Annotated in this window: 22 protein-coding genes; 12 read left to right on the top strand and 10 right to left on the bottom strand. The window is 31.7% G+C overall.

From position 1 onward, the window contains the following. Position 1 precedes the first annotated feature (1 nt). The 9 genes from ACY2IJ_RS06545 to ACY2IJ_RS06505 all read left to right on the top strand — a co-directional run bounded on the left by ACY2IJ_RS06545 (position 2) and on the right by ACY2IJ_RS06505 (position 8550). Positions 2-1315 carry a 4Fe-4S dicluster domain-containing protein gene (locus ACY2IJ_RS06545; RefSeq protein WP_476726349.1) on the top strand — a complete coding sequence of 438 codons (1314 nt, stop codon included), beginning with the start codon at positions 2-4 and terminating at the stop codon, positions 1313-1315. Positions 1316-1331: 16 nt separating this feature from the next. After that, a complete protein-coding gene (locus ACY2IJ_RS06540) occupies positions 1332-2120 on the top strand; it encodes a (Fe-S)-binding protein (protein ID WP_476726348.1) in 789 nt (262 codons plus the stop codon). A 79-nt stretch (positions 2121-2199) separates the two neighbouring features. Then, the gene (gene menA, locus ACY2IJ_RS06535) at positions 2200-3090 is read left to right on the top strand and encodes a 1,4-dihydroxy-2-naphthoate octaprenyltransferase (protein WP_476726347.1); all 891 of its coding nucleotides are present in this window, start codon (positions 2200-2202) and stop codon (positions 3088-3090) included. A gap of 101 nt (positions 3091-3191) precedes the next feature. Continuing rightward, the gene (locus ACY2IJ_RS06530) at positions 3192-3722 is read left to right on the top strand and encodes an SRPBCC family protein (RefSeq protein WP_476726346.1); all 531 of its coding nucleotides are present in this window, start codon (positions 3192-3194) and stop codon (positions 3720-3722) included. Between the two features lie 58 nt (positions 3723-3780). Then, positions 3781-4815 (top strand): o-succinylbenzoate synthase, encoded by a 1035-nt coding sequence (locus ACY2IJ_RS06525; RefSeq protein WP_476726345.1) that lies wholly within the window; start codon positions 3781-3783, stop codon positions 4813-4815. After that, positions 4797-5711 carry a lysostaphin resistance A-like protein gene (locus ACY2IJ_RS06520; RefSeq protein WP_476726344.1) on the top strand — a complete coding sequence of 305 codons (915 nt, stop codon included), beginning with the start codon at positions 4797-4799 and terminating at the stop codon, positions 5709-5711. Before ACY2IJ_RS06525 ends, ACY2IJ_RS06520 begins: the two co-directional genes overlap by 19 nt. 56 nt (positions 5712-5767) lie before the next feature. Beyond that, positions 5768-6349 carry an acyltransferase gene (locus ACY2IJ_RS06515; RefSeq protein ID WP_476726343.1) on the top strand — a complete coding sequence of 194 codons (582 nt, stop codon included), beginning with the start codon at positions 5768-5770 and terminating at the stop codon, positions 6347-6349. Continuing rightward, positions 6346-8031 (top strand): gliding motility protein RemB, encoded by a 1686-nt coding sequence (locus ACY2IJ_RS06510; protein ID WP_476726342.1) that lies wholly within the window; start codon positions 6346-6348, stop codon positions 8029-8031. Before ACY2IJ_RS06515 ends, ACY2IJ_RS06510 begins: the two co-directional genes overlap by 4 nt. A gap of 117 nt (positions 8032-8148) precedes the next feature. Then, positions 8149-8550: a DinB family protein gene (locus tag ACY2IJ_RS06505; protein WP_476726341.1), complete on the top strand. Its 402-nt coding sequence runs from the start codon at positions 8149-8151 to the stop codon at positions 8548-8550. Positions 8551-8580: 30 nt separating this feature from the next. Here ACY2IJ_RS06505 and era read toward each other — a convergent pair whose 3' ends face one another. Continuing rightward, complete coding sequence (gene era / locus ACY2IJ_RS06500) at positions 8581-9462, bottom strand: GTPase Era (protein WP_476726340.1); 882 nt, start codon at positions 9460-9462, stop codon at positions 8581-8583. Between the two features lie 139 nt (positions 9463-9601). On the opposite strand from era, the gene ACY2IJ_RS06495 reads away from it, so the two are divergent. Then, positions 9602-9889, top strand: coding sequence for a rhodanese-like domain-containing protein (locus tag ACY2IJ_RS06495; RefSeq protein WP_476726339.1), 288 nt, complete (start codon positions 9602-9604; stop codon positions 9887-9889). Positions 9890-9991: 102 nt separating this feature from the next. Here the strand turns inward: ACY2IJ_RS06495 and ACY2IJ_RS06490 are convergent, their stop codons facing one another. The 9 genes from ACY2IJ_RS06490 to ACY2IJ_RS06450 all read right to left on the bottom strand — a co-directional run bounded on the left by ACY2IJ_RS06490 (position 9992) and on the right by ACY2IJ_RS06450 (position 16766). Further along, a complete protein-coding gene (locus ACY2IJ_RS06490; RefSeq protein WP_476726338.1) occupies positions 9992-10285 on the bottom strand; it encodes a hypothetical protein in 294 nt (97 codons plus the stop codon). Between the two features lie 130 nt (positions 10286-10415). After that, a complete protein-coding gene (locus ACY2IJ_RS06485) occupies positions 10416-11045 on the bottom strand; it encodes a response regulator (protein ID WP_476726337.1) in 630 nt (209 codons plus the stop codon). After that, on the bottom strand, positions 11038-12705 hold the full coding sequence (locus ACY2IJ_RS06480) for a sensor histidine kinase (protein WP_476726336.1): 1668 nt from the start codon (positions 12703-12705) through the stop codon (positions 11038-11040). The genes ACY2IJ_RS06485 and ACY2IJ_RS06480 overlap by 8 nt, the downstream gene beginning before the upstream one ends. A 159-nt stretch (positions 12706-12864) precedes the next feature. After that, a complete protein-coding gene (locus tag ACY2IJ_RS06475; RefSeq protein WP_476726335.1) occupies positions 12865-13665 on the bottom strand; it encodes a TPM domain-containing protein in 801 nt (266 codons plus the stop codon). A 6-nt stretch (positions 13666-13671) separates the two neighbouring features. Next, entirely contained in the window at positions 13672-14373 is a 702-nt protein-coding gene (locus ACY2IJ_RS06470) for a Bax inhibitor-1/YccA family protein (RefSeq protein ID WP_476726334.1), read from the bottom strand. A gap of 4 nt (positions 14374-14377) precedes the next feature. Further along, positions 14378-14812, bottom strand: coding sequence for a TPM domain-containing protein (locus tag ACY2IJ_RS06465; RefSeq protein ID WP_476726333.1), 435 nt, complete (start codon positions 14810-14812; stop codon positions 14378-14380). Positions 14813-14814: 2 nt separating this feature from the next. Further along, positions 14815-15393 (bottom strand): LemA family protein, encoded by a 579-nt coding sequence (locus ACY2IJ_RS06460; RefSeq protein ID WP_476726332.1) that lies wholly within the window; start codon positions 15391-15393, stop codon positions 14815-14817. Positions 15394-15465: 72 nt separating this feature from the next. After that, positions 15466-15795: a MerR family transcriptional regulator gene (locus tag ACY2IJ_RS06455; RefSeq protein ID WP_476726331.1), complete on the bottom strand. Its 330-nt coding sequence runs from the start codon at positions 15793-15795 to the stop codon at positions 15466-15468. Beyond that, positions 15795-16766 (bottom strand): M23 family metallopeptidase, encoded by a 972-nt coding sequence (locus ACY2IJ_RS06450; protein ID WP_476726330.1) that lies wholly within the window; start codon positions 16764-16766, stop codon positions 15795-15797. The genes ACY2IJ_RS06455 and ACY2IJ_RS06450 overlap by 1 nt, the downstream gene beginning before the upstream one ends. A 126-nt stretch (positions 16767-16892) precedes the next feature. On the opposite strand from ACY2IJ_RS06450, the gene alaS reads away from it, so the two are divergent. After that, positions 16893-19502: an alanine--tRNA ligase gene (gene alaS, locus ACY2IJ_RS06445; protein ID WP_476726329.1), complete on the top strand. Its 2610-nt coding sequence runs from the start codon at positions 16893-16895 to the stop codon at positions 19500-19502. A gap of 220 nt (positions 19503-19722) precedes the next feature. Beyond that, positions 19723-20757, top strand: a complete 1035-nt coding sequence (locus ACY2IJ_RS06440; protein WP_476726328.1) for a helix-turn-helix domain-containing protein — start codon at positions 19723-19725, stop codon at positions 20755-20757. Positions 20758-20902 lie beyond the last annotated feature (145 nt).

The raw sequence follows: 20902 nt of genomic DNA, 5'->3' as shown, positions 1-20902 counted from the left end.
TATGCAATATATTCCAAACCTTATTTTTGCCCTACTGTTAGTAGCTGGAGTTTATTTTTTTGTAGGTAATGTAAAGCGAGTAATTCGCAATATTAAATTAGGAAAAGATATAGACAGATCAGATCATAAATCTGAAAGATGGAGTAATATGATTCGTATTGCTTTAGGGCAATCTAAAATGGTAAGAAGACCTGTTTCTGGGTTGTTACATATTATTGTATACGCAGGGTTTATTATTATAAACGTAGAAGTTTTAGAAATTATATTAGACGGATTGTTAGGAACACACCGTTTGTTTTTACCTATACTAGGTAACGGATTCTATGGATTTTTAATTGGTACTTTTGAAGTATTGGCTCTATTAGTATTAATTTCTGTTATTGTTTTTTGGATTCGAAGAAACGTTATCAAAATCAAACGTTTTTTAAATAAAGAAATGATCGGTTGGCCAAAGAACGATGGAAACTTTATTCTTTATTTTGAGATGGTGTTAATGACTTTGTTCTTAGTCATGAACGCAACAGATGCACATTTGCAAGCAGCAGACGTAGGCAATGTAGTTAGTCAATTTATAGCACCCTTGTTTTCAGGAATGTCAGCAGAAACATTACATGTTATAGAGCGTACTTCTTGGTGGATTCATATTGCAGGAATATTGGTGTTTTTAAATTACTTATATTATTCAAAACACTTACATATTTTATTGGCTTTTCCAAATACATTTTATGCAAACTTAAAACCTAAAGGTCAGTTTTCTAACAATAAAAATGTTACTAAAGAAGTACAGTTAATGATGGATCCCAATGCAGATCCGTATGCTGCACCTGCAGAGGAAGAAGGAGAACCAGAAAAATTTGGAGCAAGTGATGTTACCGATTTAAACTGGGTACAATTAATGAACGCTTATACCTGTACAGAATGTGGACGTTGTACCTCTGTGTGTCCAGCTAATTTAACAGGTAAAGAACTATCACCTAGAGCCATTATGATGAAAACTCGTGATAGGTTAGAAGAAGTAGGAAAAAATATAGAGGCTAACAAGGGAACTTTTCAAGATGATGGAAAGCAATTGTTAGGAGATGATTATATTACTCAAGAAGAAATATGGGCTTGTACAAGTTGCAATGCATGTGTAGAAGAATGTCCGGTGAATATTGATCCATTATCTATTATTATGGATATGAGACAATATTTGGTAATGGAACAATCTGCAGCTCCACAAGAGCTAAATGCGATGATGCAAAATGTAGAAAACAACGGAGCTCCTTGGCCATATAGTCAAATGGATAGATTGAATTGGGTAAACGAAGAATAAATACAAACAAAAAAAGATGAGTTTAATAGTTCCAGTAATTGCAGATTTGTTTGCTCAAGGAAAAGAACCAGATATTTTATTTTGGGTAGGTTCTGCGGGAAGTTTTGATGATAGAGCTAAAAAAATTACAAGAGCTTTTGTAAAAATTTTAAACAAAGCCAATGTGAATTTTGCAGTACTAGGAACCGAAGAAAGTTCTAGTGGTGATGCTGCTAAAAGAGCCGGAAACGAATTTTTGTTTCAAATGCAAGCCATGACCAATATAGAGGTGATGAATATGTATAATGTAAAAAAAATTGTAACAGCTTGCCCTCATTCATTTAATACAATTAAAAATGAGTATCCAGAATTAGGAGGGAATTACGAAGTTTTTCATCACACTCAATTTATTCAACAATTGGTAGAAAATGGAAAGTTAGATTTGTCTAATGCCAAATTAGATGCTGCCACAATTACATTTCACGATCCTTGTTATTTAGGAAGAGCCAATAACGAATACGATGCACCCAGATTTTTATTAAAAGCACTAGGACAAACCAATTTGGTAGAAATGAAAAGGTCTAAAAAAGATTCTTTGTGTTGTGGTGCAGGTGGTGCTCAAATGTTTAAAGAGCCAGAAAAAGGAACAATGGATGTAAATGATTTACGTACTCAAGATGCCTTAGAAACTAATCCTAATGTAATTGCTACAGGATGTCCGTTTTGTAATACCATGTTAACAGACGGAATTAAAAACAAGAAAAAAGAAGCTGAAGTTCAAGTAAAAGACGTTGCCGAGTTGGTTGCAGAGGCTTTAGGATTGTAATTAAAAAAATCAAAAAATACAAAAGTGACTATACAGTGCTTGTTTAAGTGGAATAGTCACTTTTTTTATGTTTAAAAATATGAAACATTGGATACAAGCAGCAAGATTAAGAACCTTGCCTTTGTCGCTATCAGGTATTATTGTAGGTAGTTTTTTAGCAGCATCAAAAGGAATGTTTTGTTGGAGTATTTGTGTGTTGGCTTTGTTAACCACAGTTGGTTTTCAGGTACTTTCTAATTTTGCCAATGATTATGGTGATGGAGTTAAAGGAACCGATAACGAAAATAGAGTAGGGCCACAGAGAGCTTTGCAAAGTGGTGCCATTAGCCCACAGCAAATGTTAAAGGGAATTTACATTACCATTTTTATTACGTTATTAATGGCCATTACGTTGATTTATGTTTCATTCGGAAGTAAAAACTTTGTCCTTTCAGTCGTATTTTTCGTTTTAGGATTAGCATCTATAGCGGCAGCAATTAAATATACCATGGGAAAAAAAGCATATGGTTATTCTGGGTTTGGCGATGTGTTTGTTTTCTTGTTCTTTGGACTGTTAGGAGTTGTAGGCTGTGAATTTTTGTACATTCAAAAAATAGATGGACTCTCTTTTTTACCAGCCATTAGTATTGGCTTGTTTAGTACAGCAGTATTAAACTTAAACAATATGAGAGATAGAGCTTCGGATATTTTGGCAAACAAGAATACATTGGCGGTTAAATTGGGTGCAAAAAACGCAAAATTATATCATTACTTTTTGGTATTTGGAGGAATGTTATCTGTTGTAACATACACGTTGTTAACTACATATTCTTATCAAGGATTTTTATATATCATTGCTTTTGTTTTCTTGTTAAAACATGTACAAGTTGTGTATAACAATAAAGAATCCGTATTGTTAGATCCAGAATTAAAAAAAGTAGCGTTGTCTACATTCTTGTTTGCTGTTTTATTTGGAATAGGTTTGTTGTAGAATTTTATAACTCATTAAAAGTACAATAGGAAACCTAGGTTTAAAAAAAAGAAAAAGAGATTATTTTTTTATCTTAGATTAACAATTAAAAGAAGAATATCATGAAAAAGTTTTTTTTATACGGATCTGTATTAATTATAATAGCCATTGTTATTACAGGAATTATGGCTCCAAAAAAGGTAACGGTACAACGTTCTATGATTATAGAAAAGCCTGTGGAAGTTGTGTTTGATTATTTTTTGTCTTTACAAAATATGGAACATTATTCGCCATGGCAATCTAAAGATCCTAAAACTGTTCATGAATATAGAGGAGCAGGAAATACGGTGGGGTCTGTGCATAGATGGACATCTAATCACAAAGAAGTTGGAGTTGGAGAGCAAGAGATTATAGAAATAAAACAAAATAAAGAAATTATATCTCAATTAAGATTTGAAGAACCATTTGAATCTACTTCTCAAGGATTTTTAAAGTTTAAATCTCAAGGTCAAGGAACAGAAGTTACTTGGGGATATAACGGAGATCTTGGCTTTTTAGAAAGCATTTTTATGATGTTTGTAGATATGGATGAGATTTTGGGTAAAGATTTTAGTCAAGGTTTAACCAAGGCAAAATCTAACTTAGAAAATTAAGAAATATAACCAATAAAATACAAACCTTTTGATGAAAGTCAAAAGGTTTTTTTAGTGTATGAAAGCAAGTTGTAAAAAATACATTTTAAATTTTAAGCAAGCCTCAGAAACCTCAAGAGGAGTATTAAAAACGAAAGAAACTTATTTTATCATTTTAGAAAATGAAGGAAAAATAGGTTATGGAGAAACAGGCTTGTTTAGAGGCTTAAGTGCAGACGATAGACCCGATTATGAAAAAAAAATAACCTGGGTTTGTAATCATATTCATTTAGGACTTAAAGAGTTATTGAGCGAGTTAACCGAATTTCCATCCATTCAATTTGGATTGGAGCAGGCTTTTTTGTCTTTAGAAAGTACTACGGGGTTTGATTTGTTTCCATCGGATTTTACCCAAAGCAAAGCAAGTATTCCTATTAATGGTTTGGTTTGGATGGGAAGTGAATCTTTTATGCAAGAACAAATAGCATCAAAATTAAAAGCAGGATTTACTACTATAAAAATGAAAATTGGTGCCATTAATTTTGAAACAGAACTTAAATTATTAAAAGCGATAAGAAATCAATACTCATCAAAAGAAATTACTTTAAGAGTTGATGCTAATGGGGCTTTTACTCCAGAAAATGCCCTAACCAAGTTAAAGGCTTTGGCTAGTTTAGAAATCCATTCTATAGAACAACCTATAAAGCAAGGACAAATAAAAGCCATGAAAGAATTGTGTAAGCAGACTCCTGTTCCTATTGCTTTAGATGAAGAGTTGATTGGTGTTTTTAATGCTGAAGCCAAACAGCAAATAATAGAAGAAATAGCCCCACAATATATTATTCTAAAACCAAGTTTGGTAGGAGGAATACAAGGGAGTAATGAATGGATTCAATTGGCCAACAAACAAAACATTCCTTATTGGATCACATCTGCCTTAGAAAGTAATATAGGTTTAAATGCAATTAGTCAGTATACTTATACTTTGGGGGGTACATTGCCACAAGGGTTAGGAACCGGAAGTTTGTATACCAATAATATTCAGAGTCCTCTAGAAGTTGTTCAAGGAAACATTCAATACAATACTAGCAAAGCATGGAAAATAAATTTATAAAACAAGCAAGTAAAGGAAAAACCGAACCTTGGAGGTATGTGTTGGGAATTGTAGTGGTAATAATTGCAGTAGGATTGTTTACGCTCCCTTATAATTTGGCCATTGCGGCCAAAGTAAGTTCAGGAGAAGCAGATGGTTCTAAAATAGAAGATTTTACTTATTTAATGACCTTGTTAGATAGCAATGTAAATTTAATTTATATGATGTTGCCTTTTGTGGGGGGACTTTTGGCCTTGTATTTTGTAGTAACTAAAATACATCAACTTCATTGGACTTGGTTTAGTACTAGTAGACCTAAAATAGATGTAAAAAGAATTCAGTTCTCTTTTTTGTTATGGGGTTCTGTAAGTACCATCATTATATTACTAGGAGCTTTTTTTAGCCCCGATGAGGTTGTTTTAAATTTTAATGCTCCCAAATTTCTTATTCTTTTAGTTGTAGCGATAGTCTTAATCCCTATACAAACAAGTTTTGAAGAATATATGTTTAGAGGTTATTTAATGCAAGGTTTAGGATGGTTAAGCAAAACCAATTGGTTGCCTTTGTTAATTACTTCTGTAGCATTTGGATGGCTGCATATTGCCAATCCTGAAGTAACTAAATTAGGAAACGGAATTATGGTTTTTTATATAGGAACCGGATTGTTGTTGGGAATAATTACATTAATGGATGAGGGGATTGAATTGTCTTTAGGTTTTCATGCAGCTAACAATTTAATTACTGCGTTGTTGGTAACAACAGATTGGACAGCTTTTCAAACCTATTCCATTTTTAAAGATGTTTCAGAACCAAATTTAATAATGGAATTGGTGTTAATTGCAATTTTGTATCCAATTTTACTTTATGTTTTTGCAAAAAAATATCAATGGAACAATTGGAAAGAAAAACTACTCTAAAATGTATTGTCCTTTTTAAATTCTTGTGTATTTTTAAAATAAACCAAAACTAACGAATGACTAAAGAATATTTTGCACACCAAACATCTGTAGTAGATGATGGATGTACAATTGGAAAAGAAACCAAAATATGGCATTTTTCTCACATCATGCCACATGCACATATTGGTGAAAACTGTAACATAGGACAGAATGTTGTGGTTTCTCCCTACGTAAAACTAGGAACCAATGTTAAAGTACAAAACAACGTATCTATTTATACAGGTGTAATTTGTGAAGATGATGTTTTTTTGGGACCTTCTATGGTGTTTACCAATGTAATTAACCCACGCAGTGCTGTTGTTCGTAAAAATGAATATAAAGAAACCTTGGTTAAAAAAGGAGCAAGTATTGGTGCCAATGCTACAATTGTTTGTGGAAATTCTATTGGAGAATATGCTATGATTGGTGCAGGAGCAGTAGTTACCAAAGAAGTTTTACCTTATGCATTGGTGGTAGGAAATCCATCAAAACAAATAGGCTGGGTAAGTGAATATGGGCACAGATTAAATTTTGATGCTGATGGCTTTGCTGTTTGTTCAGAATCATTACAAGAATATAAATTAGAAAACGGAAAAGTATCAAGAATCAACTTATGAAAAAACTACTCTCAATTATCGTATTGTGTGCTGGGTTGGCACAAGCACAAGAAACCAAAGAGTTTCCAGAACATTCCAGTCAGTTAAGAATTCCGTTCAACCACAACACTTATAGTGTGTTTGAAAAAGGAATTTATGCAGCAGAAAACAACCATACAGCTATAAAACCCTATGTATACAATGTGGTTAGTAAAGATGCAGGCTTAGATGCTTATAAATCTTCTTTATTAAAGTCTAAAAAAACATGGGGAGGTAGAAAGTTGTGGAATGAACACTTAATAGAAGCTAGAGGTAAGGATTACTGGTTAAATTTAGATATTTTATTAGATGCTAATGTCGGAAGAGAAAATGGTAATATAGGAACAACTCTAGAGAATACAAGAATTCTAAAAATAGAAGGTCAGTTAGGAAAAAAAATATCTTTTTCTGCGACGGCTTATGAAACACAAGCCAAATTTGCTCAGTACATGTACGAGTATATAAAAATACAGCAACCAGAAGATGGAGCAGGAATTATACCAGGAAGAGGAAAAGCAAAAGGTTTTGGAGAAACTGGTTTTGATTATGGAGTTTCTACGGGGTATGTTTCCTATACACCTAATAAGTTTTTTAATCTACAATTTGGTCATGGTCAAAATTTTATAGGAGATGGATACCGTTCTATGTTATTATCTGATGTTGCATCTCCAAGAACTTATGCAAAATTAACAACAACGGTTGGTAAAGTACAGTACACCAATATTTGGACATGGTTAAGAGATTTTAATTTTTCTATAGACTTAGATCCTACGAATAATGCAGGACACAAAAGAAAATATGGAGTATTTCATCATTTAAGCTGGAATGTAACTCCAAAACTAAACCTTGGCTTTTTTGAGGGAATTATTTCAGACAATTCAGGCACATCAGGTTCTATGCAGGCAGAATATTTAAACCCAATTATTTTTTATAAGAATATAGAGTTTGCCAACGGAGAAGATGCAGGTAGTGGTGTTTTGGGAATAGATGCTAAAGTAAAAGTAGGAAAGAATAATTATGTATACTCTCAGTTTTTGTTAGATGAATTTTCTGCAGATGAATTTTTTAGCTCTGGTGGATATTGGGGTAACAAATATGCGTTACAGCTAGGGGCTAAATTTTTTGATGCATTTAAAGTAGAAGGGTTAATGTTGCAAGCAGAATACAACAAAGTAAAACCTTTTACATATTCTCATGAAGAACAACATAATTATGCACATTTTGGGCAGTCTTTAGCGCATTTATGGGGAGCTAACTTTTGGGAAGCTATTTTTATAGCTCGCTACAATAAAAATAGATGGGGAGTAAATACCAAATTAGTGCTAGGTCAAAAAGGATTTGATATTGATGGTGATACTACTTCTTACGGAGGAAATATTTTTGTGAATACAGGAACTAGAGCTAGTGATTATGATCAAGAAACGTTGCAAGGAAATTTAGCTGATATTTTAAATGTAGATGTAGAGGTTAGTTATTTGGTAAATCCATCAAACAATTTAAAAGTATACTCAGCAGTTTTGTTAAGAAACTTTAGTTCAGATAGTGCTATCACAAGAGTTGGAATAGTTCCTGAATCTACAGGTTTTACTTTTAATACAGAAAACACACAATGGTTTACCGTTGGAGTAAAAGCAGATTTATTTAATAATTATAGAGATTTTTAAACATATGAATAAGAGTCAAATTAAAGAAATGCCTTTTTTTACGATAGGTACATCAATTTAACAGAAAATAATGTTGATGTTGTAGAAGAACTACAAGCTACCGAAAACATATTAGAGTTGGTAGAGGAAGATTTAATTAAAAATCAAGATTATCAGTACCAAAAAGGAAAGTGGACTCCAAAAGATATATTACAACATATTATAGATACAGAAAGAATTATGTCTTACAGAGCTTTGGTGTTAGCTAGAGGAGAACAGCAAGAATTGTTAGGCTTTGAGGAAGATAAATACGCTAAAAATACCAATGCAAACAATAGAACTGTAAAAGATTTATTGGCGGAATTTAAAGCGGTTAGAAAAGCAACAATAGTAATGTTTCAAAACTTTACAGAAGACATGTTTTTAAAACCAGGAATATGTAGTGGAATTCATGTAAGACCTTTAATATTTGGGTTTATTTGTATAGGTCACATAAAACATCATGTTTCTTTTTTAAAAGAAAATTACTTTATCGCATAAAAAAAAGCAACTCTCAAGAGTTGCTTTTTTTTAATCTTTATATCCAAAACGTTTTAACTGTCTATCGTTAGATCTCCAGTTTTTATTTACTTTAACATATAGATCTAAAAAAACTTTTTTATCAAAAAAGATTTCTAAATCTTTTCTAGCTTGCATACCTACTTTTTTTAAGGCAGCTCCTTTATGTCCAATAATAATTCCTTTTTGTGTTTCTCTTTCTACCATAATTATAGAACGAATTCTAATAATGGTGTCTTCTTCAAAAAACTCCTCTGTTTCAATTTCTACAGCATAAGGAATTTCTTTTTTGTAGTTTAATAGTATTTTTTCACGAATGGCTTCATTTACAAAAAAACGTTCAGGTTTATCTGTTAATTGATCTTTAGGGTAAAAAGCAGGAGATGCTGGCAAAAGCTCTTTAATTTTATCAAAAACAGGTTGGATGTTGAATTTTTCTAAAGCAGAAATTAAATATACGTTTGCTTTAGGAACCTTTTCTTCCCAGTAAGCTAATTTTTCTTCAATCTCTTCTTGATTAGAAGTATCTATTTTATTAATTAACAGCATAACAGGAACCTTTGAACTCTGAATTTTGTTAAAAAAAGCTTCGTCTTTCAATTCCTTCTCACCAATTTCAACCATATAAATTAATACATCGGCATCTTCAAAGGCAGATTTTACAAAATCCATCATAGAAGCTTGCATTTCGTAGGCAGGCTTAATAATTCCAGGAGTGTCCGAAAACATAATTTGGTAATCGTCTCCGTTTACAATTCCTAAAATACGATGTCTAGTTGTTTGTGCTTTAGAGGTGATAATGGATAATTTTTCACCAACAAAGGCATTCATTAAAGTAGATTTCCCAACATTGGGATTTCCGATAATATTTACAAAACCTGCTTTGTGTGTCATTGGGTATTAATTGAACTGCAAAGTTACGCAAACCATTATTAAGAATAAAGTTCTGTGGTCTAAAGTATTATTTGTAGGTGCTTATGTTGTGCTTCTAAAAAAACAATTCTTAAATTTGTTTCAAAATAAATATAGAATCATGAGTCAGTTTGATAACGAAAAAATTCAGGAATATTTAAAAAACGGAGCTGTTGTGCTTGATGTAAGAACAAACGAAGAATTTGCAGAAGGGCATGTGCCAGGTTCTGAGCATATTGTTTTACAAACATTGCCAGGAAATGTAAACGTAGTAAAAGATTATGGAAAGTCTGTAATAGCTGTGTGTAGAAGCGGAGCAAGAAGCCAACAAGCAACAGAATTTTTAAAGCAACATGGTGTAGATGTTATTAACGGAGGACCTTGGGAAAATGTAGCTCAATATTTATAGAGCTTTGCATTGTTTTAAAATAAAAAAAAGCTTTCTGATTTTAATCAGAAAGCTTTTTAACTAACTACCTATATCTACTTTTAGATGTAATGGTAAACTACATTACTTTTTCCATGGTTTAAAGTTTTTAGCAGCAGGACCTTGCAATTGGTTTCTTCTATTGTCAGAAACAATGGCGTAACTTTCCTGAGCTGTATTGTCTTTCCAAGGTTTGTAATTTTTATAAGCAGGCCCTTTTAAATTCTTTTTGTTAGAGCTGCTAACTACTGTAGTAGTTTTTGTATTATCTTTCCAAGGTTTGTAATTTTTGGCTTCTGGCCCCATTAAATCGTTTTTCTTTTGAGCAGACATACTGCTTCCAATCATAATTGCTAATAACCAAATTAAATTCTTCATAATACCTTACCTTTTTTAATTAACTGTTATAAAAATACAACCAAATAAAAGGTTTTGAAATATGAGAAAAATGGTATTTTTTTTTGGTGTTATTACGGAACTGTTACTACGTGTTTTTACGGATGTTTGATTAAATAAGGTTTAAGTTGCTGGCTTTGTTAATCAACTCAACGGTGTTTTTTACATCTAATTTTTTAAGCATGTTAGATCGGTGAGTTTCTACTGTTCGGGTACTTACATATAATTTTGATGCAATTTCTTTAGTGGTAAGTCCTTTGGCTAAAAAATCTAAAATTTCTGTTTCTTTTTTGGTTAAATTTTTAATGCTTTTAACTTCAGCCATGCTGTCTATCATTTTTTTAGATAGTTCTTGGTTGTAATACTTAGTACCATTGTGTACTTGTTTAATAGCATCAATAACCTCGGTTTCGTCGGTGTTTTTTAAAAGATACCCAAAGGCTCCATATTCAGCACATCTAGCAATATAATTTCCATCGTCATGCATAGAAATAGCAATTGCTTTTATGGATTTGTATTTTTTTTGAATGGTTTTTAAAACTTCCAAACCATTCATGTTCGGCATAGAAAGATCTAGTAAAATAATATCGGGTAAAATACCTTTTTTAAGTGTATTCATTAACTCTAAACCATCTTCTACTGTGGCCAAAACATTTAAGAAAGGGTGTTTGTTTAACAATGCTGTCAATCCATCTCTAAATAGTTGATGGTCATCAGCAACAATAAGATTTATTTTATTCATGGGTTAAAGGGATTTCAATTTCTACATTAGAGTTTTCGGGTTCTGTTTCAAAAGAGATCAATCCGTTTAAAATCTCTACTCTTTCTTTAATATTGATAATTCCAGATCCTAAATTTACTTTTTCGGTGTCATAACCAATACCATCGTCAAAATAATAAATAGATACGTAGTTGTCAAATTCGGTAATAGAAATTCTAATTTTAGAAGCATTTGCATGCTTTACGCTATTGTTAATTAGTTCTTGACTAATTCTAAATATAGAAATGGCAATGTTGGTGTTTATTTTGGAGTTTTTAGTTTTTATAGAGTTGTTAAAATCAATATCTATTTGAGTGGTGTTTTTGATTAATTTAACAAATGTTTTTAAGGTTTCGCCCACACCAAAATCTATTAAAGAAGGAGGCATTAGTGCGTAGGTCATTCTTCTAATTTCTGCAATAGTATGATCTATTAAACCTTTCATTTTGTCTTTTTCCTCAACATCTATATTCATGTTTTCTACAAAAAAGCGAAGACTGGTTAGCAAAGGTCCAATACCATCGTGTAGTTCTTGTGCCAACCTTTTTCGTTCGGTTTCTTGTCCTTCAATTAAAATTCTTTTTTTATTGGTATTTGCTTGAGCAACTTTTGCCTGATATTCAATTAATTTCTCTTTCATTTTAACCAAAGAGTTTCCTAAAACATCGGCTTTAGATTGTGGTTTGTAGTTGTTATCAAACTCCATTTTTCCAACTTGATGAGAAAATTGAATGGCTTTGGTTAAAGATTCTTTTAAAGAATTTAGCGCTTTTAAAATGTCATTAATTTCTTTAAAATGAGTTTTGTTTTCTATGGTCACATTATAGTTTCCATCGGTCATGGCTAATAGCTGGTTTTCCATTGTTTTTAGTGGCTTAGATAAAAACTGGGTAAAATACGTTCCTAATAAAAGAGCTATAATAAGAATAGAGCAAGCAATAATTAATAGTTTAATTTGCATGTTTTGTAAAGGCTCCATAACCTCATCAACGTCCATTTCTGACAATATAGACCAATGAATGTGAGAAATAGTAATGTTATGATAAGCACTATAAACTGGAATTCCCCTATAGTCTTTATAAATTCCATTTTTTAAAACATTGTTAAAAGAATTTTGAACACTTTTAGTTTTTGCTTGTATGCTATAGGGAGGTTTGTTAGGTAAAAATCTAGAAGTAGATCTTAATTTATAATCTTTTCCAACTAAATAGGTTTCTCCACTTTTTCCCATTCCGGTACGTTCTAATAATATTTGTTGTATAAAATTATTAGAGAGTGTTTTTATGCTTTTAATAACATTGTTTTTAACAATAACCAACCCGATTAAAAGAGTTCCATCTTTAGAAATAGGAGTAAAGTCATAAATTCCAGATTGATTGATTTTATAAGACAATTTCTCTAAATCATTCAAATCAAAATTAATTCCATTGTCTATAGATTCATTTCGTTTAAAATGTTTCCATTCGGCATCTAAATATTTTTCTATCTGAACTCTTTTTAAACGTTCGATTGAGCTTAATTGTGATAGAATTTTTTCGTCTAATGTTTTTTCAAACTGATTGTAAAATGAAGTGGAAAGTGCAATCACAACTACAAAAAGTAAGGAGTTAATGATAATGATAATCCAAGTTTTAATGCTCATTTTTTTGTGTATTGGGAGGTGTAAAAAATAGTAATACGAATGTACATAATTTACATTGTAGTTAAAGAAACGACAAATTAAAAAGTAGAGATTTTAAACAACAAATCCTTTAATTCAGAAAAATTAAAGGATTTGTTGTTTTGTGTAAGTTTATAAGTATTACCAGCCTCCGCTGGCACCACCACCACCAAAGCCTCCGCCTCCAAAGCTACCTCCGCCAGAAAAACCTCCGCCAAAGCCACCTGAAGAACCACCTCGATATCCTCTGCTACTCCCCAAACTACCTAATAAAATAGCGGTAAAAATATCAGAAGAATCTAATTTGCCTCCTCTGTTGTTAGAACCTCCATTTCCTTTTCCAGAATTGTTCCCTCTGCTCATAAAAAAGATAACGGCAGCTACTATAATTATTAAAATTAAAATATTTCCTTTTCCTTTAGAGCTTTTCTTTTTAGGATTGGGTTTGTATTCTCCAGCTAATATTTTTATAATTCTATTGGTTGCATTATCCAATCCTTGATAATACTGCTGTTTTTTAAAAGCAGGAGTAATAAGATTGGTAATAATTTGTTTGCTTAAATAATCGGTAAGTAAATGTTCTACACCATACCCAGTGGCAATGTGTACTTTTCTATCGTTTTTAGAAATTAAAATAAAAATACCATTGTCTTTACCTTTTTGACCAATTCCCCACTCATGTGCTTTTTCTGTAGCCAACATAGCTATATCATTACCATTTAAACTGTTAATAGTTGCAATGGCAATTTGTGTAGAAGTGGTGTCTGCATAGTTAATTAGTTTTTGTGCTAATGTAGATGCTTCTTGTTGTGTTAACATATTAGCATAATCGTACACTCCTTTGTAGCTTGTTTCTTTTTTAGCTAAAGGGTTTTGTGCGTTTGCTACTAATATTGAAAAAAAAGCCAGTCCCAGGACTAGCTTTGTAATGTGTTTGTACATAATTTTTTATTTTCTGTCTCCGAATAAACGTAGCAAGTATAAGAATAGGTTGATAAAGTCTAAGTACAACGTTAAAGCACCCATAATGGCTCCTTTTTTAGCATCTTCTTCAGAGTTCATCTGACTAGCCATTCTTTTAATTTTTTGAGTATCATATGCTGTTAAACCTACAAAAACAATAACTCCTACGTAGTTTAAAATATAATACATCATGGCAGATTGTAGGAACATGTTTACCAGAGTAGCTATAATTAAACCTATTAAAGCCATAAACAATAAGTTTCCCCAACTTGTTAAGTCTTTTTTAGTAGTATATCCATAAAAACTCATAGCTCCAAAAGTACCTGCTGTAATAAAAAAGGTTGATGAAATTGAAGCAGATGTATACAGTAAAAAAATGGTAGACATGGTTAAACCATTTAATACAGAATACAATACAAATAGCAAACTAGCTCTTTCAGCCGTCATACTTTGAATTCTAGCAGATAGCCATATAACCAAACCTAATTCAGCACCAATCAAACCATAAAAAACAAGTTTGTTAATACCTCCTTGGGGTGGGTATAAAATTTCTAAAAATGCAGGAGTAGTGGCAGCCCACCAAGCTACAAATGCAGTAATTAATAAAGCACCGCTCATCCAAGCGTATACTTTGTTCATAAATACAGCTTCTTTTGCTGTACTAGATTCAATTGAAAATGGGTTCATAATATTATCCTTTAGATATTTCGTCTGACAATTCGTTGGTATCGTTGCTTTGGTATTTAAAATAGGTTTTTAATTGTGCACCTGCTTCTTGAATACCATCAACCAAGCCTTGCGCAAATTGTCCTTTTTTAAATTGATTGATTACTTTGTTTTTTGTGGTCTCCCAAAAATTAGGAGGTACTACTTTGTTAATTCCATCATCACCTAAAACAACAAACTGTTTAGCTTCTGTAGCTACATAAAATAATACTCCGTTTCTAGCCTCGGTTTCATACATTTTTAAATTGTTAAAAACGGCAATTGCTCTGTCCATAACGTCTCCTTCAAAAGTAGGTTCTAAATGAACTCTAATTTCACCAGAGGTGTTTTTTTCAGCTTCTTTAATTGCATTTACAATTAAACTTTCTTGTTCTTTGGTAATAAAGGCAGTAGTACTCATTTTTAAAATTTTACTTCAGGAGCTTTGCTGCTAGCTGGATCTGCTTGAAAGTAGTCTAACTTTTCAAAAGAAAACATACTTGCAGTTATGTTTTTAGGAAACTTTCTTATCATAGTATTGTATTCTTTAACCAAGTTGTTAAAACGATTACGTTCTACGTTAATTCTATTTTCTGTTCCTTCTAACTGAGATTGCAATCCTATAAATTGTTGACTAGCTTTTAAGTCCGGATATCTTTCTGCAACTACCATTAATTTGTTTAATGCACCGGTTAAACCTTGTTGCGCTTGTTGAAATTTAGCAATGCTGTTGGCATCTAATTTACTAGCATCTACAGTTACCGATGTTGCTTTGGCTCTTGCTTCTATAACTCCTGTTAAGGTTTCTTGTTCGTGGCTAGCATATCCTTTTACAGTAGCTACCAAGTTTGGAATTAAATCGGCTCTACGTTGGTAAGAGCTTTCTACATTTGCCCATTGTCCTGTGGCAGCTTCTTGGGCAGTTACCATACTGTTATACCCACAAGAACTTAAGGTGATAGCTGCAAAAATTACAGCAAAATACTTTACAATTTTTTTCATGATATAATTTAATAATTACACGTACTAAAGTACATAAACTATACCAATGTAGTTGTATGACAGAATGTCTTTTTACAACTGATTTTTAATTTTTAGAAGTTCGGTTTTTATAGCTTCCAAACGGTTTATGGTTGTAATGGTGCTAACTGTTTTTTTGGGTTGATTGCGGAGTTTTTTTCGAACTCCCTCTAAAGAATACCCTTGTTCTTTGGCTAAGTGATAGACTAACTTTATTTTTTCAATATCTACGGTAGTAAACATTCTATCTCCTTTGCTATTTTTTTTAGGTTTAATCATGTCAAACTCTTGTTCCCAATAACGTATCATAGAAATTGGCACACCAAAAGCCTTGGCTACTTCACCAATTTTATAATATCTTTTATTAGGGAGTTCTATATGCATTAGTCAAGCGATTGGTTTTCTTGTGAAGATAAAATTAACATGGTTTCATATTCTTCTGGAGTCAAATCATTATGATAAAAATACACAGGATTCATTTTCTGATTTCCTTTTTTTACTTCATAATGTAAATGTGGTGCTGTAGATGATCCTGTAGATCCAACCAAACCTATTAAATCACCACGTTTTACTTTTTGTCCTCTTCTTACAAAAAACTTGCTCATGTGAGCATAGGTGGTTTCATAGCCAAAACCATGATCAATAACAATATGGTTTCCAAAACCTTTTCTAGATTTTTTAGCCGATTTGATAACACCGTCTCCAGTAGCATATATATTAGATCCTTGTGGAGCAGAAAAATCCATTCCCCAGTGCATACGTCTTGTTTTGTAAATAGGATGAATTCTCATACCATATCCAGAAGCCATTCTTTTTAAGTCTTTATTGGCTACAGGCTGAATGGCAGGAATAGAAGCTAACATTTCTGCCTTGTTTTTGGCTAGTTTTACAATTTCATCTAAAGATTTAGATTGAACAACCAAACGTTTGGCTAGAATATCCATTTTTTGAGTAGCTTCTTTAATCAAGTCACTATTTTTATACCCATCTAAGTTTTTATAACGATTAATTCCTCCAAAACCAGCACTTCTTTCTTCTTCAGAAATAGGTTTTGCTTCAAATATAACACGGTATACATTGTTGTCACGTTGTTGAATTTCTTCTAAAATAGCAGTAGATTCTGCCATTCTTTTTTCTAACAACTCATAATTAAACTTTAAATTGTTCAATTCTCTAAGAGTTGCACGTTCCGATGGAGATTTTAAAATGGTACTAAAAGCAGCAAAACCAAGCAATCCAATCAATACAATAGCCAATATGTAAAGAATACTATTCCTTAGAATTTTCTTTTTATTTTTTTCTATAGGCTGATAAGATAATGTATCAGAATCGTAATAAAATTTTGCTTTCGCCATGAAACTAATTTAACTATTTTTGTGACCAATTAAATAAAAGCAATTTATTTTAATATAACCAACGTACAAAATTACAAAATGTTTTACAAAGGTGTTTAAAATAGATTGTTTAACCCAATTTACAATATGAAGTCTCAGGATATTAGAAAAAAGTTTTTAGAGTTTTTTGAATCAAAACAACATAAAATAATACCATCAGCCTCTATGGTATTAAAAGATGACCCTACATTAATGTTTGTAAATTCGGGGATGGCTCCTCTTAAAGAATATTTTTTAGGACAACGTAAAGTGATAAATTCTAGATTAACAGATTCTCAAAAATGTTTAAGAGTTTCTGGTAAACACAACGATTTAGAAGAGGTTGGTATTGATACTTATCACCATACTCTTTTTGAAATGTTAGGAAACTGGTCTTTTGGTGATTACTTTAAAAAAGAAGCCATTGCATGGGCTTGGGAGCTGTTAACAGAGGTATACAAAATAGACAAAGACATTATATATGTTACCATTTTTGAAGGTGATGATTCTGAAGGCTTGGTAAAAGACACAGAGGCTTATGAAATGTGGAAAGAACACATTGCAGAAGATAGAATTTTACTAGGAAACAAAAAAGATAACTTTTGGGAAATGGGAGCACAGGGACCTTGTGGACCTTGTTCAGAAATTCACGTAGATATTCGTTCTGCCGAAGAAAAAGCAAAAGTTGATGGTAAAGATTTGGTTAATATGGATCATCCACAAGTTGTGGAAATTTGGAATCTAGTATTTATGCAATTCAACAGAAAAGCAGATGGTTCTTTAGAAGTATTACCAAATCAACACATAGATACAGGAATGGGATTTGAGCGTTTGTGTATGGTGTTGCAAGGAGTGCAATCTAATTATGATACAGATGTGTTTACTCCGTTAATTCATGAATTAGAATCTAAAGCAAACGTAACCTACGGAAAATCAGAAGAAATAGATATTGCATTAAGAGTTATATCGGACCATGTGAGAGCAGTTGCTTTTGCCATTGCAGATGGACAATTGCCTTCTAGTACTGGAGCAGGATATGTAATTCGTAGAATTTTAAGACGTGCTATTCGTTACGGATTTACGTTTTTAAATCAAAAAGAACCTTTTATTTATCAATTGGTAGATGTGTTAAGCCGACAAATGGGAGAAAGTTTCCCAGAAATTGTTGAACAAAAACAATTGGTAAGAAATGTAATGAAAGAAGAAGAAGCTTCTTTTTTAAGAACCTTAGGCCAAGGTTTAGGTTTGTTAGATAATGTAATTGCAGAAACAAAAGGAAAAGAAGTTTCTGGAGACAAAGCTTTTGAATTGTACGATACTTTTGGATTTCCAATTGATTTAACCGCTTTAATTTTAAGTGAAAAAGGATATTCATTGAACGAAGCTGAATTTGAAGCTGCCTTGGAAAAACAAAAAAATCGTTCTAGAGCAGCCGCAGAAATGGATATGGATGACTGGGTGATTTTAAAGGAAGATGCTGATGAAGAATTTATTGGTTATGATTACTTAGAATCGCCAGTAAAAATTACAAAGTACCGTAAAGTTACTTCTAAAAAAGATGGAGAATTGTACCAATTGGTATTTAACTTAACACCATTTTATCCTGAAGGAGGAGGACAAGTAGGAGATAGAGGATTTTTAGAAGCAAGTAACGGAAATGTGGTACATATAATTGATACCAAAAAAGAGAATAATTTAATTATTCATATTGTTAAAAACTTACCGTTAAATCCTACAGATTCATTTAAAGCTGTTGTAGATGTAAAAAACAGAGATGCTTCTAACAACAATCACTCTGCAACACATTTATTGCACCAAGCATTAAGAAGTGTATTGGGAACTCATGTAGAACAAAAAGGATCTTTGGTGAATGCAAAATATTTACGTTTTGATTTTTCTCATTTTTCAAAAGTAACTCAAGACGAGTTAGAAGAAGTAGAAGAGTTTGTAAATGCACGTATCCGTGAAAAGTTAGAGTTACAAGAATATCGTAAAATACCTATGCAAGAAGCAATAGACAAAGGAGCTATGGCCTTGTTTGGAGAAAAATATGGAGATACGGTTCGTATGATTCAGTTTGGAAACTCCAAAGAATTATGTGGAGGTACGCATGTTAGCAATACTCATAATATTTGGCATTTTAAAATTACTGGAGAAAGTGCTGTTGCAGCAGGAGTTCGTAGAATTGAAGCAATTACAGGTACTGCAGCTAAAGAATATTTTACAAAACAAGATAAAGTTTTAGGAAATGTAAAGGCTTCTTTAAAAAACGCAAAAGATCCTGTAAAGGCAATAACATCGATACAAGACGAAAACGCTGCTTTAAAAAAGGAAATTGAAGTTTTGTTAAAAGAAAAAGCAAAGAATGTAAAAGGAGATTTAAAATCGAGCATTCAAGAAATTAACGGAATTAACTTTTTGGCAACACAAATAGATATGAGTGCAAGTGCTATTAAAGACATTGCACATGAGTTAGGAGGAGAAATAGAAAATTTATTCTTTTTTGCAGGAGCAGAAAATGAGGGAAAGGCAACATTAACATCTTACATTGCTAAAAATTTAGTAGAAGAAAAAGGATACGATGCTGGTAAAATAGTTCGCGAATTGGGTCGATTGATTCAAGGAGGTGGTGGAGGACAAAAATTCTTTGCTACTGCAGGAGGTAAAAACCCAGCAGGATTGTCTGAAGCTATTGAAAAAGTAAAAGAATATTTATAATTAGTTGTAGGTTTTTAGTATTGAGTTGTTGGTTGTATATGGCTAACAACCAAAAGCCAGAAACTAAAAACCAAAAAAATGAAATTTAGAACAGAAATAAAATTAGAATCCCAACAACAAAATCAATTAGATCATACGTCTAAGGTTCTGTTGTTGGGATCTTGTTTAAAGTAAAGTATAGAATTTAAGTTTTAATCCTAAAATTAATAACAACATTACAATGCTTACTATCATTCAAATAATAGCTTTGCTACAAGGTGTTTTTGTGCTTTCTGTTTTGCTCGTAAATAGAAAAAAGTACAGACAAACCCCTCTGATGTTGTTGTTTGGAAGTTTGTTATCTATTTTAATTTATATTGTTTTTGATGATGAGAATAATATTTTTATCAAAAATTCAGATTGGTTTCTTTTTGATAATTCTCTTTTCATCACTTTTCTATTTCTTTTTGTTAGGTATTATAAAAATGGGAAAGAGGTTTTTTCTAAAAGGGATGCTCTTTTTTTTATACCCAATCTTATCTATTTTATTGTTGAAGCGATAGAAATAAAAATGGGATACGATCACTTAGTAGTAGAAATTGTAGAAACGCTAACAGAACTAACTTTTGTGGTTTATTTATTCTTGATGATTTATTCCATAGTTACAACCAAAATTAAACATTGGGCTCTTTATTTTGCAATTCCTATAATGTTTTTGTTTGCGTTTTCAATTGTAAATGAAATTATAGGATTGATAAACCCCGCTACAGCAATAACTATAAGTAATCAATATTTTAACACCAGTCTTTTATTAATTGTTGCGTTTCTGTTTTATTTTATAGCCTTTAAATTAATTACCAAAGACAATCAATTGCTTCCAGGTATAAAAGTGAATAAGTATAAAAACTCCAATCTTAATCCAGAGTTAATTCAGAAATACAAAGCTGAAATTATTCATGCAATGGAAATAGAAAAATTGTACTTAAACAATCAATTATCTATTCATGAATTTTCAAAAAGATTAAATATTCCTCGTCAATATATTTCGGAGATTTTAAATGTTCACATGAATATTAGTTTTCAAGATCTCATCAATCAATATAGAGTAGAAGAGTTTATCTTTAGGTTAAAAAACGACCAAACTAATCAGTTTACACTCTTGGCTATTGCCATGGATGTTGGTTTTAGTTCTAAATCATCTTTTAATTCTACGTTTAAGAAAATCAAAGGTTTAACTCCTTCTGAATATAAGAAGACTCAACTAAATAAGGTTTAATTGAGTGCAATACAATTAGTTTGGACGAACTTAAAACTACAAATACACAAAAAACCTTTTTCTTTGTGTCGTTAGGTTTAACAAACAAAATAGTGCCTCTATAATTAGAAATAATTAAGATACTATATTTGTTGTGAAATTATAA

The sequence above is a fragment of the Wenyingzhuangia gracilariae genome (assembly GCF_056387575.1).
The sequence above is the reverse complement of the archived record's forward strand: the minus strand, read 5'-3'. Positions and strand labels throughout refer to the sequence as shown.